The 15,939-nt window shown below is 69.0% G+C and carries 13 protein-coding genes; 5 read left to right on the forward strand and 8 right to left on the reverse strand.

Annotation, left to right across the window (positions count from 1 at the left end; translation table 11 throughout):
• The first annotated feature begins 51 nt into the window (after window positions 1-51).
• Complete coding sequence (locus FOZ74_RS07695) at window positions 52-2,253, forward strand: malate synthase G (protein ID WP_146912513.1); 2,202 nt, start codon at window positions 52-54, stop codon at window positions 2,251-2,253.
• A 56-nt stretch (window positions 2,254-2,309) separates the two neighbouring features.
• On the opposite strand, the gene FOZ74_RS07700 is transcribed toward FOZ74_RS07695, so the two are convergent.
• From FOZ74_RS07700 to dacB, 4 genes are all read right to left on the reverse strand, one after another.
• Window positions 2,310-3,290 (reverse strand): DUF808 domain-containing protein, encoded by a 981-nt coding sequence (locus FOZ74_RS07700; RefSeq protein WP_146912514.1) that lies wholly within the window; start codon window positions 3,288-3,290, stop codon window positions 2,310-2,312.
• A 57-nt stretch (window positions 3,291-3,347) separates the two neighbouring features.
• Window positions 3,348-4,463 carry an SGNH/GDSL hydrolase family protein gene (locus FOZ74_RS07705; protein WP_146912515.1) on the reverse strand — a complete coding sequence of 372 codons (1,116 nt, stop codon included), beginning with the start codon at window positions 4,461-4,463 and terminating at the stop codon, window positions 3,348-3,350.
• 49 nt (window positions 4,464-4,512) lie between these two features.
• Entirely contained in the window at window positions 4,513-5,505 is a 993-nt protein-coding gene (locus FOZ74_RS07710) for a GGDEF domain-containing protein (RefSeq protein WP_146912516.1), read from the reverse strand.
• A gap of 143 nt (window positions 5,506-5,648) precedes the next feature.
• Entirely contained in the window at window positions 5,649-7,115 is a 1,467-nt protein-coding gene (dacB, locus tag FOZ74_RS07715) for a D-alanyl-D-alanine carboxypeptidase/D-alanyl-D-alanine endopeptidase (RefSeq protein ID WP_146912517.1), read from the reverse strand.
• 92 nt (window positions 7,116-7,207) lie between these two features.
• Here dacB and tsaB point away from each other — a divergent pair, with 92 nt between their 5' ends.
• The 4 genes from tsaB (at window position 7,208) to corA (ending at window position 10,198) form a co-directional block, all read left to right on the forward strand.
• Complete coding sequence (gene tsaB / locus FOZ74_RS07720) at window positions 7,208-7,915, forward strand: tRNA (adenosine(37)-N6)-threonylcarbamoyltransferase complex dimerization subunit type 1 TsaB (RefSeq protein WP_146912518.1); 708 nt, start codon at window positions 7,208-7,210, stop codon at window positions 7,913-7,915.
• On the forward strand, window positions 7,912-8,364 hold the full coding sequence (gene rimI / locus FOZ74_RS07725; RefSeq protein ID WP_146912519.1) for a ribosomal protein S18-alanine N-acetyltransferase: 453 nt from the start codon (window positions 7,912-7,914) through the stop codon (window positions 8,362-8,364). The genes tsaB and rimI overlap by 4 nt, the downstream gene beginning before the upstream one ends.
• Window positions 8,361-9,047 carry a uracil-DNA glycosylase family protein gene (locus FOZ74_RS07730; RefSeq protein WP_255437821.1) on the forward strand — a complete coding sequence of 229 codons (687 nt, stop codon included), beginning with the start codon at window positions 8,361-8,363 and terminating at the stop codon, window positions 9,045-9,047. Before rimI ends, FOZ74_RS07730 begins: the two co-directional genes overlap by 4 nt.
• A gap of 164 nt (window positions 9,048-9,211) precedes the next feature.
• Window positions 9,212-10,198, forward strand: coding sequence for a magnesium/cobalt transporter CorA (gene corA, locus FOZ74_RS07735; protein WP_146912520.1), 987 nt, complete (start codon window positions 9,212-9,214; stop codon window positions 10,196-10,198).
• Between the two features lie 45 nt (window positions 10,199-10,243).
• Here corA and FOZ74_RS07740 read toward each other — a convergent pair whose 3' ends face one another.
• The 4 genes from FOZ74_RS07740 to FOZ74_RS07755 are packed head-to-tail and all read right to left on the reverse strand — an operon-like array spanning window position 10,244 to window position 15,820.
• Window positions 10,244-11,002 carry a 5'-methylthioadenosine/adenosylhomocysteine nucleosidase gene (locus FOZ74_RS07740; protein ID WP_146912521.1) on the reverse strand — a complete coding sequence of 253 codons (759 nt, stop codon included), beginning with the start codon at window positions 11,000-11,002 and terminating at the stop codon, window positions 10,244-10,246.
• A 55-nt stretch (window positions 11,003-11,057) separates the two neighbouring features.
• Window positions 11,058-12,740, reverse strand: a complete 1,683-nt coding sequence (locus FOZ74_RS07745) for a long-chain-fatty-acid--CoA ligase (protein ID WP_146912522.1) — start codon at window positions 12,738-12,740, stop codon at window positions 11,058-11,060.
• Window positions 12,741-12,795: 55 nt separating this feature from the next.
• Entirely contained in the window at window positions 12,796-14,211 is a 1,416-nt protein-coding gene (pntB, locus tag FOZ74_RS07750) for a Re/Si-specific NAD(P)(+) transhydrogenase subunit beta (protein WP_146912523.1), read from the reverse strand.
• A gap of 34 nt (window positions 14,212-14,245) precedes the next feature.
• On the reverse strand, window positions 14,246-15,820 hold the full coding sequence (locus tag FOZ74_RS07755) for a Re/Si-specific NAD(P)(+) transhydrogenase subunit alpha (protein WP_146914125.1): 1,575 nt from the start codon (window positions 15,818-15,820) through the stop codon (window positions 14,246-14,248).
• Between the last annotated feature and the right edge of the window lie 119 nt (window positions 15,821-15,939).

The following is a 15,939-nucleotide window of genomic DNA, read 5'->3' on the forward strand; positions in this document are numbered from 1 at the left end:
CTTGGCAACCAGGGCAAGGCATTTTGTATCGGGTCTTTCAGGGGGTGAAACATGACCGCACGCACTCGCATCCACGGCCTGCAGGTGGCCGACGAGCTCTACCAGTTCATCAACGCCGAGGTATTGCCCGGCACCGGCGTCACGCAAGAGGGCTTCTGGAAGGGCTTTGATGCGCTGGTGGCCGATCTGGCGCCGCGCAACGCCGCGCTGCTGGCCGAGCGCGAGCGCCTGCAGTCGGAGCTGGACACCTGGCACAGGGCCAACCCGGGCCCGATCCGCGACATGGCGGCCTACCGCAAGTTCCTGGAGACCATAGGCTATCTGGTGGCGCCGCCCCAGGGCGTGCAGGCCACGACCGAGCACGTCGATGCCGAGCTGGCCATCCAGGCCGGCCCGCAGCTCGTGGTGCCGATCCTGAACGCCCGCTATGCGCTCAACGCCGCCAATGCGCGCTGGGGCAGCCTGTACGACGCGCTCTACGGCACCGACGTGATCGGCGAAGACGGCGGCGCCGAAAAGGGCAGGGGCTACAACCCGGTGCGCGGCGCCAGGGTGATCGCCTATGCGCGCGACTTCCTCGACCAGGCCGCACCGCTGGCAAGCGGTTCACACAAGGACGCGAGCAGCTATGCGGTCGACGGCGGCAAGCTGGTGGTGCGCCTGGCGAGCGGCAGCACCGGCCTGAAGGACCCGGCGCAGTTCGTCGGCTACCAGGGCGAGGCGGCGCAGCCGTCTTCGGTGCTGCTGGTGAACAACGGCATCCACGTGGACATCCGCATCGACCGCGCCACGCCCATAGGCAAGGACGATGCGGCGGGCGTGGCCGACGTGGTGGTGGAGGCGGCGCTCTCGACCATCCTTGACCTGGAAGACTCGATCGCCGCGGTGGACGCCGAAGACAAGGTGCTCGGTTACCGCAACTGGCTGGGCATCCTGCGCGGTTCGCTGACCGAGACCTTTGACAAGGGCGGCAAGACCGTCACCCGCGGCCTGAACCCCGACCGTCGCTACACCGGCGCGAACGGCAAGGACGTGGTGCTGCCCGGGCGCTCGCTGCTGTTCGTGCGCAACGTCGGCCACCTGATGACCAATCCAGCCATCCTCTGGGGCGGCGAAGGCGGGGAAATTCCCGAGGGCATCCTCGACGCCATGGTCACCACGGCCATCGCGCTGCACGACCTCAAGGGCCTGGCGGGCGACAACGGCATCCGCAACTCGCGCACCGGCAGCGTCTACATCGTCAAGCCCAAGATGCACGGCCCGGCCGAAGTGGCCTTCGCGAGCGAAGTGTTCGCGCGCGTGGAGAAGGTGCTGGGCCTGCCCGAGAGCACCGTCAAGCTCGGCATCATGGACGAGGAGCGGCGCACCAGTGTCAACCTCAAGGCCTGCATCGCCGCCGCGCCCAGCCGCATCGCCTTCATCAACACCGGCTTTCTGGACCGCACCGGCGACGAGATGCACACCTCCATGCACGCCGGCCCCATGGTCCGCAAGGGCGACATGAAGACCAGCGCCTGGATCCAGGCCTACGAGAAGAACAACGTGCTGGTGGGCCTGTCCATGGGCCTGGCTGGCCGCGCGCAGATCGGCAAGGGCATGTGGGCCATGCCCGACCTGATGAAGGCCATGATCGAGCAGAAGATCGCCCACCCCAGGGCGGGCGCCAACACCGCCTGGGTGCCCAGCCCCACGGCCGCCACGCTGCACGCGCTGCACTACCACCAGGTGGATGTCGCCGCCATCCAGCGCGAGCTGGAAAAGACCTCGCTTGAGGCCGAGCGCGACAACCTGCTCACCGGCCTGCTCACCGTGCCGGTGACGGCCAACCCCAACTGGAGCGACGAGGAAAAGCAGCAGGAGCTGGACAACAACATCCAGGGCATCCTCGGCTACGTGGTGCGCTGGGTGGACCAGGGCGTGGGCTGCTCCAAGGTGCCCGACATCAACGACGTCGGCCTGATGGAAGACCGCGCCACGCTGCGCATCTCCAGCCAGCACGTGGCCAACTGGCTGCTGCACGGCGTGGTGAGTGAAGGCCAGGTGCGCGCCACCTTTGCCCGCATGTCGGCCAAGGTGGACCAGCAGAACGCGGGCGACCCGCTCTACCGGAAGATGCACGACCGCTACGACGAGTCCATCGCCTTCCAGGCGGCGTGCGACCTGGTGTTCAAGGGATTGACCCAGCCCAGCGGCTACACCGAGCCGCTCTTGCATGCGGCGCGTCAGAAGGTCAAGGCGGGCACAGGCAAGTAAGCTTCAATAAATATAGCTACTACCGCAAACGCAGTATGCGTTCCCGGCTAATTTGATCATGAAAATCGCTGGCGTAGCCTGCGCACCGCGCTCACCAGGGCGAGCACCAGCGCGCCCACCAGCGCGCCGACCACCATGTCCAGTGCGCCCGTGGCCAGCAGGCGCCACAGCCCGCCGAGCGGCAGAGCGGCCAGCGACGCACTGGCCTGCTCGATGGCCTGGCTCAGCGGCGCGATGCCGTGCACGATCAGGCTGCCGCCCACCAGGAACATGGCCAGCATGCCGGCCCAGGACAGCAGGCGCAGCAGGCGCGGCGCCAGCGCCAGCAGCGCGCTCCCGAGCGCCTGCGCCGGGCGCCAGGGCTTGCGGCGCAGCCATAGCCCCAGGTCGTCGGTCTTGACGATCGCGCCCACCGCGCCATAGACGCCGACGGTCATCAACAGCGCGATCGCCACCAGCGCCACCAGCTGCTCGCTGATCGGCGCGCTGGCCACGGTGCCCAGCGCAATGATGATGATCTCGCTGGACAGGATGAAGTCGGTGCGGATGGCGCCGCGTATGCGCCGGCGCTCGAAGGCCGCGGGGTCGGCCAGCGCCTCGGCCTGCGCAGGCTGTGCCGCGCCGCCGGCGGCGGCCGGGCGTGTGGGATGCAGCCATTTTTCGGCCAGCTTTTCCATGCCCTCGAAGCACAGAAAGCTGCCGCCGGCCATGAGCAGCGGCGTGATCAGCCAGGGCAGCCAGGCGCTGATGAGCAGCGCCGCCGGCACCAGGATGGCCTTGTTGAGCAGCGAACCCTTGGCCACGGCCCAGACCACCGGCAGCTCGCGCTCGGCGCGCACGCCGTTGACCTGCTCGGCGCTGAGCGCCAGGTCGTCGCCGAGCACGCCGGTGGTCTTCTGCGCCGCCACCTTGGTGAGCACCGCCACGTCGTCTGCCATGACCGCGCTCTTGCGCGCGGCCAGCTGCGCCATCGCGCCCACGTCGTCGAGCAGCGTCGCGATGTCGTCGAGCAGGGCGAGCAGGCTGGCGCCGGCCATGGCAGCCCTATTTCCGGCGCGCTCTGGTGCGCGCCGCCGCTGCCCGAGCCTGGCGCTTCAGCGTAGCGCCTCGCGCACCAGGTCGGCCAGGATGCCGTGGCCGCGCGGTGTCGGATGGAAGGAGTCGGAAAACAGATAGCCCTGCCACCAGTCGGCGCCGCCGCTCGCCCCGGGCGGCGGGGTCTGCCTGGACAGCGCCTCGGCGGTGCAGCTCGGGAAGTCGTAGCTCGGCAGGCCCGAGCCATCCTGGCCGACCACCGGGCAGGCGGGCGTGAGGACGTTGCTCAACTGGTACTTTGCCGGTTGCGCCACCAGGGCCTTGAGCCGCGCGTCAAAGTCGGCGATCGCCACCGTCTTGCTGTCCTTGAAGCGCGCGGCGAGCGTCGCATTGAAGGCCTGCACCCAGCTGCCGAAGAGCTGGCGCAATTGCTCGGCCGCCGCCGGTCCCTGGGCCTGCGCGACCGCCGCGAGCACGAAGCCGAATTGCGGCGTCAGCGTGACGTCCGGCATGTTCAGCACGACGACGCGCTTGGCGCCCTTGTCCAGCACCTGCGTCTGGATGGTGCCGGCGAACTGCGCCGCCAGGGCCTGCATGTAGGCGCCACCCGCCTGCGCCATGCCGCTCTGGCCCTGGGACAGGAGCGACTGCACCGTGGCTTCGTCGAGCACCGTCGAGAGCATGGCGGCCAGGGCGGCGCCGCGGTCGTTCGATGCGGCCAGGAAGGCCTTGATCAGGTCCGCCACGTCGTTGCCGCCGCCGTCGATCAGCACCAGGTCGCGCTGGCCGAAGCCCGCGCTGCCCAGCGCCTTGAGCTGCTCGGTGATGGAAACCGGCGAGCTCGGCGCGCTCAGGTTGTTGATGCGCCCGCCGCCGATGGCGTAGTTGCTGCAGCCGGCGTTGACGCTGAAGGTATTGGCACCACTGGCCAGGTAGTGCGGACACAGGTCGATGTCGTAGTCTGCGGCCACGAGCTCGGGCCAGATCGGCGTGGCGCCCGCGCCCACGGGCTTGCTGCCCTGCACGGTGAACTTCAGGCCAAAGGTGCCGCTGTCGGCCAGGCTGTCGCCCGCTACCTTGACGGCGCCGAATTCGGGCTCGGAACTGCCGCCGCCGCAGGCGGCCATCAGGGCAGCCGTCGCCACCACCACGATCCAGTGCATCTTGCGTCGCATGCGTGTTCTCCTTGCGTGCAGTTGGGGTTTTGCCGGCGCTGCCGGGCTCTCAGAAAAGCTCGATGTCGCTGTGCGCCACCTTGCTTTGCAGTTCGCCGCTGGCCACCAGGTCGTCGTAGAAGCGTACCTGATTGCGTCCGTGCTCCTTGGCGTGGTAGAGCGCCTGGTCGGCCCGGCCGATGATCTCCACCGGCGTGTCCGGTGTGGCTGCGGCAAAACCTATGCTGATCGTGATGTGGCCGATCTGCGGAAACTCATGCGCCTCGATGGCCGCGCGCAGGCGTTCGAGCGCGGCGCGCGCGTGCTCCAGACTGATGGAGCGCAGCAGCACCACGAATTCTTCGCCGCCAAAGCGAAAGATGCGGTCCTGGCTGCGAAACTGCGCGCGCAGGCGGTTGGCCAGCAGGATCAGCACCTCGTCGCCATACAGATGCCCGTAGCGGTCGTTGACCAGCTTGAAATGGTCGATGTCTATCACCGCCAGCCACTGGCCGCTTTCCTTGTCGCTGCCCGGCAGCTCGCTGTAGCGGGCGAACTGCTCGTCGAAGGTCTTGCGGTTGAGCAGGCCGGTGAGCGCGTCGCGCTCGCTGTAGTCCAGCAGGCTCTGGTAGTTCTGGTAGACCAGAAACACGCCGGTGATCACCTCGTGCTGGTGCTGGGTGATCTTCTGCGAGCGCGTCACCTCCAGGCAGGTGGCGACGTGGTCCCCGAGCCAAACCGGCAGCCACAGCACGTGCTCCCCGCGCGTGCTGCGCTGGGCCGAGGCACCGCGTTCGTGGATGCACTGTGCGAGCTCGGGCATCTGTTCGAGCTCCATGGTGTTGGGGTCTTCGGCCGCCTCATGCGGGCTGCAGACGATGCGCCCGTCCTCGCTCCAGCAGCGCGGGCGCACGCGCACCGTGCCGGCCAGCGAGAAAAGCTCGAGCGAGCGCACTTGCAGCATGCGCCCGAGCGAGAAGATGGTCGAAAGAACCGAAACCTCCAGCCGCAGATGGTCCCGATGCGTGGTCATCTCGGCCAGGTTTTGCAGCAATGGTTGCATCGATGCCGGGTCTCCTTGGCGCGGGCCTTCGTTTCGGGATCGCGCGCGGCGCATGGGCGGGGTCCATGGCTCGTCTTGTCTTGTTCTGTCGCCGTATTGTGCAGCAATGGCTGCCCCGCGGCCGGCAACCGCGGGGACGGCGCTCAGCGCTCGGCCCAGACCCAGTCCACCAGCGCGTCCAGCGCCGGACGCGCGGCGAGCGCGTTGGCATGGTTGACGATGGCGACGAGCACGTAGCGGCGCCCGCTTTTGCCCTGGGTGTAGCCGGCGATGGCCGCGACGTCGCGCAGGCTGCCGGTCTTCAGGTGCCCCGCGCCCTGCGCCAGGCCCTTGCGCCGGCGCAGCGTGCCGTCCACGCCGGTGATCGGCAGCGACGAGAGCAGCTCGGGCATCACCGGCGAGGCCCAGGCCTGTTGCAGCAGACGCGCAAGGGCCAGGGCGCTGATGCGGCCTTCGCGGCTCAGGCCGGCGCCGTTGTCCAGCACCAGCTCCTGCGCTTGCCCGCCGTGCCCGCTCCACCACTGGCCAAGCACCGCCTGCGCCGCCTGCAGCGTGCCGCTGCCGCCCTGCTCCAGCGCCAGGCTCAGCAGCAACTGGCGTGCCATCACGTTGTTGCTGTACTTGTTGATGTCGCGCACGATCTCGGAGAGCGCGGGCGAAGTGCTGGCAAAGGCCGGCTGCAGCCCGGCTGGCACGCTGCCCTGCCGCACCATGCCGCCGAGCGTGCCGCCGAGCGCCCGCCACATGCCGGCGATGGCGCGGGGGCCAAAGCTGGCCGGGTCCGCCGGCGCCACCGACCACAGGCGCTCGCCGCAGGCCGCCGGGTAGCTGCCCGCCAGCGTGATGCGTCCGGGCTGCGCAAAGTCGGCCTGCAGCTGCGCGCGCCAGTCGCCGCAGGCGCTGCCCGGCGCGGCCAGCGGCACCGTCGCCGGAATCTCCATGCCCGCCAGCGGCGGCTCGTGGCCTATGCGCGCCACGCCGGCGGCCACGTCGGGAATGAAGTCCAGCGTCAGCGCGTTGAAGTTCACCAGCAGCGCGTCGGGCGCGACGTTGTAGGGGCGCCAGGGTTCGCCGTCGAACTCGCCGGCGTCGTGCGGCTCGAGCACGAAGGCGCTGCGGTCGAGCACGATGTCGCCGTCGATCTTGCGTATGCCCTGGGCCTGCAGACGGCGCAGCAGCAGCCAGACGCGCTCGACCACCAGCTTGGGGTCGCCCCGGCCCTGGATGTAGACCGAGCCCCTGAGCGTGTCGCCGTGCATTTGGCCGTCGACGTAGACCGGCGTCTGCCAGGTGTAGGCCGGGCCGAGCAGCTCCAGTGCGGCATAGGTGGTCACCAGCTTCATCACCGAAGCGGGGTTGCGCAGCAGCTCACCCTGCCACAGCAGGCGCCCGCTCTCGCCCTGCACCGGCAGCACCACTGCGGACAGCGCCTCGGGCGCCACCTTGGCCCGCTGCAGCGCCGCCAGCACCGGCGCGGGCAATGCGGCCTGCGCGCCGGCGTGCACCGGCTCTGCGGGCGTCGGTGCGGGCGCAGAGGCAAAGCCCGCGCCGCCCGCCAGGCAGCAGCTTGCGAGCAGCGCCAGGCGCAGCAGAGGCAGAAACCGGGACATGGCCGCAAGTGTAAAGAAGCGCCCGCCCATCGCCTCGCCGCCGGCGCCAGCGCCCGGCGCCGAGGCGGGGCTGACCGGATAATCGGCGCACCATGCAGCTGCTCGCCTTCGATACCAGTACCGAAACCCTGTCCGTGGCCGTGCAGGCGGGCGAGCGCGTCTGGGTACACGAGGGCGCGGGCGGCGCGCAAGCTTCGCACACGCTGATTCCCGCCGTCCGTGCGCTGCTCGCCCAGGCGGGCCTGGAGCTGGCGCAGCTCGATGCCATCGCCTTCGGCCAGGGGCCGGGCTCCTTCACCGGCTTGCGCACGGCCTGCGCCGTCGCCCAGGGGCTGGCCTTCGGCGCGCGGGGGGGCGCGGGCCTGCCGCTGCTGCCCGTGCCCACGCTGATGGCGGTGGCCGAGGAGGCGCGCATGGCCCACGGCTGCGGCCGCATGCTGGCGATGCTCGACGCGCGCATGGGTGAAGTCTATGTGGGCGCCTATGTGTGGCTGGCCGAAGCCGGCTGCTGGCACGAGAGCGAGGCCGCGCAGCTGCTCGCGCCCCGCCAGGTGCGGGTGCCCGAAGGCTGGGCGAGTGCGGGCAACGCCCGGCCCGTCCATGGGCAGGCCCTGGCCGCGGGCACGCCCGACGTGGCGGCACTGCCCACGGCCCGTGCGCTGCTGGCGCTGGCGCCGGCGCTGCTGCGCCAGGGACGGGCGGTGACGGCGCAGCAGGCTTTGCCGCTGTACGTGCGCGACAAGGTGGCGCAGACCAGCGCCGAGCGCGCCGCGGCCGCGCAGGCCGCGCGCCCCGCATGAGCGCGCCGGCCCGGCTGGAGCCGCTGACGCTGGCGCACCTGGATGCGCTGATGGCCATCGAAAGCCAGACTTATGCCCAGCCCTGGACGCGCGGCAACTTCCTCGACTCGATCAACGCCGGCTACCACTGCCAGGCCTTGATGGCGGGGGAGCAGATGCTGGGCTACTTCGTCGCCATGATGGGCGTGCAGGAGGCGCACCTGCTCAACATCACCGTCGCGCCCGCCTGTCAGCGCCAGGGCTGCGCCCGCCTGATGCTGCAGGCCCTGGGCCTGTGGGCGCGCGGTGGCGGCGCGCAGAGCCTGTGGCTGGAGGTGCGCGTGGGCAATGCGCGGGCGCGCGCCGTCTATGCGGCCTGTGGTTTCCACAGCGTGGGGCTGCGGCGCAACTACTATCCGGCGGCGGCGGGACAGCGCGAGGATGCGGTGGTAATGTGCCTGACGCTATGACGCTAGATACCCGCCAGCGCGCCATGCTGGCCGAAATGGGCATACGGGTGTGGCTGCCGCCGCCCCGCTCCCCGGCCGACGCGCCCGCACCCGCCTTCGCTCCGGCTCTTGTGCCGTCGCCCGCGCCAGCGCGTGCGGCGGTCTCCGCACCTGTGGCGGGCCGCCCTGCACAGCCGGGCGCAGCCACGCCGAGGGCCGCCGCAGCCGTGCAGCGCGGCTGGCAGCTGGGACCGGCGCAGCCGCTGTACCCGCAGGCGGACAAGGGCGCGGATGGCCCGACGTGGCTGATTGCGCTGGACAGCACCACGCCCGATGAGCCGGGCGGCGGTGAGGACGGCGCGCTGCTGCACAAGATGCTCGCCGCCATGGGGCTCAAGGACCACGGCGGCGTCCATGTCGCCACGGTGCGCCGCGCGGGCACAGGCAGCGAGCTTGCGCAACTGCTGCAGACACTGCGCCCGGCCGTCGTGCTGGCGCTGGGGCCGAGTGCGGCCTCCTGCGTGCTCGGCAGCACCGAGCCGCTGCAAAGCCTGCGCCAGCGCGCGCACCGCCTGGCCGATGGCACCCCGGCGCTGGTCAGCTATGCGCCGGCCTACCTGCTGCGCCGCCCCGAGGCCAAGCGCGCCGCCTGGCAGGACCTGCAGCGTGCCATGGCGCTGGCCGGCCAGCAGGGCGCGCCCTGAGCGGGTGCGATAATTGCCGGCTGCACATCAAAGGAGACAGCTGTCGTGGAAGCCAGCCCGAGTCGGCGGCTTTCAGCCTCCCTGGCCGCATAGCCTGAGCGGGGGCCTGAAAGCGCCCCCCAAGCCATCGCTACAACACCAAATCGTCAGGGAGAGCAGCATCCATGCTCAACGTTTTTTCGCTGGTCAACGGCCGGCTGGTGCAGGAAGAAATCGAATCGCTGGACGAGCTCGCGCGCTTCCAGCCCGTCTGGGTGGACCTGGAGTCGCCCACGCGCGAGGAAAAGCGCTGGGTGTCGCAGTACTACGGCCTGTCCATTCCCGAGGACGCGATGGACGACGACATCGAGGAGTCCGCGCGCTTTTACGAGGAAGACAACGGCGAGCTGCACATCCGCAGCGACTTCCTCATTGATGACGACGACGACCCGCGCTCGGTGCGCGTGGCCTTCATCCTGAACCAGCACAACACCGAGCTCAAGAGCTGCGGCGTACTCTTCTCCATCCATGAGGAAGACATCCCGGTGTTTCGCCTGGTACGCATGCGTGCGCGCCGCGCACCGGGCCTGATCGCCGACGCCAAGGAGGCGCTGCTCAACCTCTTCGACACCGACGTGGAGTATTCTGCCGACACGCTCGAGGGCATCTACGACGAGCTGAAAAAAGTCAGTACCCAGGTGCTCGAAGGCCAGATGACCGACAGCCACGCGCAGCAGGTGCTGGCCGACATCGCCTGGGAAGAAGACCTGAACGGGCGCATCCGGCGCAACATGCTCGACACGCGCCGCGCCGTGAGCTTCATGATGCGCAGCCGCATGCTCAACGCCGAGCAGTTCGAGGACGCGCGCCAGATCCTGCGCGACATCGAGTCGCTGGACAGCCACACGCAGTTCCTGTTCGACAAGATCAACTTCCTGATGGATGCGACGGTCGGTTTCCTGAACATCAACCAGAACAAGATCATCAAGATCTTCTCGGTCGCAAGCGTCGCGCTGCTGCCGCCGACGCTGATCGCCAGCGTCTACGGCATGAACTTTCGCGCCATGCCCGAGCTGGAGTGGGAGCACGGCTACCTGTATGCCATCGTGCTGATGGCCGCCAGCGCCCTCGTGCCCATGCTGTACTTTCGCAAGCGCGGCTGGCTGGCCTGAGACGATTCGCGCCCGGCCCCGCAGTGCCGGGCCGCACGGCGCGCCTCAGCGCGGCAGCTGTGGCAGCGCCGCCCGCACGATGCGCTCGGTATGGCGGCTGGCCACCTCGCGCACGAAACGGCTGAAGTCCGTCGGCGCGTCGTCGTCGGCGCGGTCCGAGATCGTGCGCAGCGCGGCAAACGGGGCGCCGTAGTCCGCGCACACCTGGGCCACGGCCGCGCCTTCCATCTCCACCGCCAGCGCCGCATGGCCGGCGCCGGCGAGCGCGCCGCGCAGCGCCTGCGATTCGGCCGAGGTGCTGACGAAGCGGTCGCCGCTGACGATCAAGCCGTGGTAGGCGCGTGCGCCCCGCGCGGCTGAAAATTCTTGGTCAAATGTGGCTCTATCCCTTGCCAGGCAAGCGCTGGCAGCTTCCAACAAAGGAGCGCTCAAGGCAGCGTCGCAAGGGAAGAGTGCGCGCCCGTAGCCCGGCACCTCCCAGCGCGGGAAGATGGGCGAAGCGTCCATGTCGTGCTGCAGGAAGTGCGTGGCCACGACCACGTCGCCGACCTGCACGCCCTCGCCCAGGCCGCCGGCCACGCCGGTGAAGACGATGCAGCGCGCATGCAGGCATTCGAGCAGCACCGCCGCGGTGGTCGCGGCCGCCACCTTGCCTATGCCCGAAAGCACCAGCACCACCTCGCGCTCGCCGAGCTGCCCGCGCCAGAACTCGCGCCCCGCGTGCCGCAGGCGCTGGGGCTGCCGCAGCGCCTGCAGCAGATTGCCCTGCTCTTCGGCCAGGGCGCTGACGATGGCTATGGGCACGCGCGGGCGGGCTCTGCGCGGCGGGCCAGGGCGCCTGGCTGCGGCCGGCCGGCGCTCATTTCTTCTTGCGCAGCTCGCGCCGCAGGATCTTGCCCACGGGGGACTTGGGCAGCTCCTCGGTGCGAAATTCGATGTGGCGCGGGCGTTTGTAGCCCGTCAGGTTGTCGTGACAGTACTGGCGCACCGCCTCCTCGGTCAGCGAGGGGTCGCGGCGCACGATGACGAGCTTGACCGCCTCGCCGGTCTTCTCGTCCGGCACGCCGACCACCGCGCACTCGAGCACGCCGGGCATCCTGGCCACCACGTCTTCGATCTCGTTGGGATAGACGTTGAAGCCGCTCACCAGCACCATGTCCTTCTTGCGGTCGACGATCTTGAAATAGCCGCGCGCATCCATGGTGCCGATGTCGCCGGTGCGAAAGTAGCCGTCGGCCGTCATCACCTTGGCGGTCTCGTCCGGTCGCTGCCAGTAGCCGGCCATCACCTGCGGGCCCTTGATCGCGATCTCGCCGGGCTCGCCACTGGCGGTGATGTCGTTGCCGGCGTCGTCCAGGATGCGCATCCAGGTGCTGGGAATCGGCACGCCGATGGTGCCGGAAAACTCCTTGGCGGTGACCGGGTTGCAGCTGGCCGAGGGGCTGGTCTCGGACAGCCCGTAGCCTTCGCAGACGGGGCAGCCGGTCTTGTCCAGCCAGAGCTGGGCCACGGCCGCCTGCACCGCCATGCCCCCGCCCACCGACACCTTCAGGTTCTTCCAGTTGACGGTGTCGAAGTCGGGGTGGTTGGCCAGCGCGTTGAACAGGGTGTTGACCGCCGGGAAGCTGTGGAAGGTGTGCTTGGACAGCTCCTTGAGCGTGGCCGGCAGGTCGCGCGGATTGGGGATCAGGATGGTCTTGCCGCCGGTGCGCATGGACAGCATCATGTTCACCGTGAACGCGAAGATATGGTAGAGCGGCAGCGCGCACACCGAGGTGGGCTGCTCGCCCGCCGGCACCTGCTTCATGACCGGCTCGTTCCAGGCTTCCGACTGCAGCACGTTGGCAATGACGTTGCTGTGCAGCAGCACCGCCCCCTTGGAAACCCCGGTGGTGCCGCCGGTGTACTGCAAGAGCGCGATGTCGTCGGGCTTGAGCTCGGGCTTGTCCAGCGTGAGGCTCGCGCCCTTGTCCAGCGCGTCGTTGAAGCGCACCGCGCCGGGCAGCTCGAAGTGCGGCACCAGCTTCTTGACATTGCGCACCACGTAGTTGACCAGCGCGCCCTTGAGCAGACCCAGGCGGTCGCCCATGGCGCACAGCACGATGTGCTTGACCGCCGTTGCGCCGAGGCAGGCCTGCAGCGTGGTGGCGAAGTTCTCCAGGATGACGATGGCCTGGGCGCCCGAGTCCTTGAGCTGGTGCTCGAGCTCGCGCGGGGTGTAGAGCGGGTTCACGTTGACCACCACGTAGCCGGCGCGCAGCACCGCCGCCATGGCGATGGGATATTGCGGGATGTTGGGCATCATCAGCGCCACGCGCGCGCCGCGCGCCAGCCCCAGGCTCTGCAGGTAGGCGGCCATCTGGCGGCTTTGCGCATCGGTCTGGGCAAAGGTGGTGTCCTTGCCCATGAAGGTGTAGGCGGTGCGCGTGGCGTATTTGGTGAAGGCCTCTTCCATCAGCTGCACCAGCGACTGGTACTGCGAGGCGTCGATGTCCGCGGGTACGCCTTGCGGGTAGGCGGCAAGCCAGGGGCGTTCGTTCATGGGGGAGTCTCCTGCGGGGGCGTTGTGCATGGGGTGTGGGAGGCGCTGGCGGCCCTCATGCCTTCAGGGCGGCCAGCACCTCGTCGAGCATTTTCTTCGCGTCGCCAAACAGCATGCGGTTGTTGTCCTTGTAGAACAGGGGGTTGTCCACGCCGGCATAGCCCGAGGCCATGGAGCGCTTCATCACGATGCTGGTTCTGGCCTTCCAGACCTCGAGCACCGGCATGCCGGCAATCGGACTCGACGGATCCTCGGCCGCGCTGGGGTTGACGATGTCGTTGGCGCCGATGACGATGGCCACGTCGGTGTCGGGGAAGTCCTCGTTGATCTCGTCCATCTCCATGACGATGTCGTAGGGCACCTTGGCTTCGGCCAGCAGCACGTTCATGTGGCCTGGCATGCGCCCCGCCACCGGGTGGATGGCAAAGCGCATCTGCACGCCGTGTTCACGCAGTGTCTGGGTGATCTCGAACACCGTGTGCTGCGCCTGCGCCACCGCCATGCCGTAGCCGGGCACGATGATGACGCTCTTGGATTCGCGCAGCAATTCGGCCGTCTCCTGGGCGCTGATCGGCGTGACTTCACCCTGGGGTTCGCCGCCGTCGCCCTTCTTGGCCGCCGACGCGCCGCCGCCGGAGCCAAAGCCCCCGGCAATCACGCTGACGAAGTTGCGGTTCATCGCGTTGCACATGATGTAGGAGAGGATCGCCCCCGAGGAGCCCACCAGCGCGCCGGTGACGATGAGCAGATCGTTGCTGAGCATGAAGCCGGTGGCCGCCGCCGCCCAGCCCGAATAGCTGTTGAGCATGGAGATCACCACCGGCATGTCCGCCCCGCCGATGGCCATGATCATGTGCACGCCCAGCAGCAGCGCCAGCACCGTCATGGCGAGCAGCGGCGCCATGCCGGCCTGCGCATCGGGCGCGGCCAGGAACTGTCTGCCCAGCCAGACGATGACCAGCAGCAGGGCGAGGTTGAGCCAGTGGCGCGCGGGCAGCAGCACGGGCTTGCCGCCGATCTTGCCCGAGAGCTTGCCGAAGGCAATGATGGAGCCCGAGAAGGTGTAGGCGCCGATCAGGATGCCGAGGTAAATCTCCACTTCGTGGATGACCTTCTCCGCGCCCGCGAACTGGATCGAGGTATCGACGTAGCTGGCAAAGCCCACGATGCAGGCGGCCAGGCCGACGAGGCTGTGCATCAGCGCGATCAGCTCGGGCATCTGCGTCATCTTGACGATGCGCGCGGCCCACAGGCCGATGCCGCCGCCGATCACCAGCGCGGCGATGATCCAGGCGATGCCCGAGGCATGCACGCGCGGGCCCAGCACCGTGGCGAGCACCGCGATCGCCATGCCGACCATGCCCAGCAGGTTGCCGCGGCGCGAGGTTTCGGGGTTGGAGAGCCCTCCCAGGCTCAGGATGAACAGGATGGCAGCGCCCAGGTAGGCCACCGTCACGAGACTTGCGGACATGGTTGTTCTCTTTCTCGGATAGCGAGGGCGGGGCTTACTTGCGGAACATCGCCAGCATGCGCTTGGTGACGGCGAAGCCGCCGAACATGTTGATGCCGGTGAGCACCAGCGCGCCAAAGGCGAGCCAGAGAATCAGCGTATCCGGCCGCCCGTTCATGCCCGCGCCCGGCGGCGCGATCTGGATCAGCGCACCGATGGCGATGATGCTGGAAATGGCGTTGGTCACGCTCATGAGCGGCGTGTGCAGCGAGGGCGTGACGTTCCACACCACCATGTAGCCGATGAAGCAGGCCAGCACGAAGACCGTGAAGTGTCCGAGGAAGGCCGCCGGCGCGTACGCCCCGATGGCCCAGAACAGCACCGCCAGCACCGCAAACACGATGGTGAGCGCCTTGCCCGACATCGGCGCGCCGCTGCCGTGGGCGGATTTTTTCTCTGCCACCGGCGCTGCCGCAGGCTTGGGGGCCGGCGGCGGCGCGAGCTTGAGCGGCGGCGCGGGCCAGGTAATCTCGCCCTCCTTGATGACCGTGAGGCCGCGGATCGCATCGTCCTCCATGTTCACCACCGCGACGCCGTCCTTGGCCTTGCAAAGCTCTTCCATCAGGCGCAGCAGGTTGGTGGCGTACAGCGTGGAAGACTGGCGCGCCAGGCGCGAGGCCAGGTCCGTGTAGCCGATGATGGTCACGCCGTGGCGCACCACCGCCTCGCCGGGCACCGTGAGCTCGCAGTTGCCGCCCTGCTCGCCGGCCATGTCCACGATCACGCTGCCGGGCTTCATGCTCTGCACCATCTCGGCGCTGATGAGTTTGGGTGCGGGTTTGCCCGGGATCAGCGCGGTGGTGATGACGATGTCGGCGTTCTTCACCTCGCTGGCATACATCTGGCGCTGCGCGGCCTGAAAGCCCTCGCTCATCACCCTGGCGTAGCCGCCGCCGCCCGAGCCTTCTTCCTCGTAGTCCACCTTGACGAACTCGCCGCCGAGCGACTTGACCTGGTCGGCCACCTCGGCGCGTGTGTCGTTGGCCCGTACGACTGCGCCCAGGTTGGCCGCGGTGCCGATGGCTGCCAGCCCGGCCACGCCCGCTCCGGCAATGAACACGCGCGCCGGCGGCACCTTGCCCGCGGCGGTGATCTGGCCGTTGAAAAAACGCCCGAAGGCGTTGGCCGCCTCGATCACCGCGCGGTAGCCGGAAACGCCCGCGGTGGAGGTGAGCGCATCCATCTTCTGCGCGCGCGAGAGCGTGCGCGGCAGGCAGTCGATGGCCAGCACCGTGGCCTTCCTGGCGGCGAGCTGCTCCATCAGCCCGGGGTTTTGCGCTGGCCAGATGAAGCCGATCACCGTGGCGCCCTCGCGCAGCTGCGCCACTTCCGCCTCGGTGGGCGGGCGCACCTTCAGCACGATGTCGGACTGCGCCCACAGCGCGGCGGCATCGGGCAGCACCTGGGCGCCGGCGCCGCGGTAGGTCTCGTCGCTGAAACTGGCGGCCTCGCCCGCGCCAGACTGCACCGCCACGGAGAAACCCAGCTTGACGAGTTTTTCCACGACCTCGGGCACGGTGGCCACGCGTTTTTCACCAGCCAGTGTCTCGGCCGGTACTCCAATTAGCATCATGATGACTCCTGCGTGCGCTGCGGCTGGCGGCACGAATGGTGTGACGTCTTACTCGCAGCTTACACGAAAAGCACGATCGTTCGCCTATTTGCAAGGCAGTTGCGCGCCGGCCGGCC

It is taken from the genome of Comamonas flocculans (assembly GCF_007954405.1).
Taxonomy (GTDB): domain Bacteria; phylum Pseudomonadota; class Gammaproteobacteria; order Burkholderiales; family Burkholderiaceae_C; genus Comamonas_C; species Comamonas_C flocculans.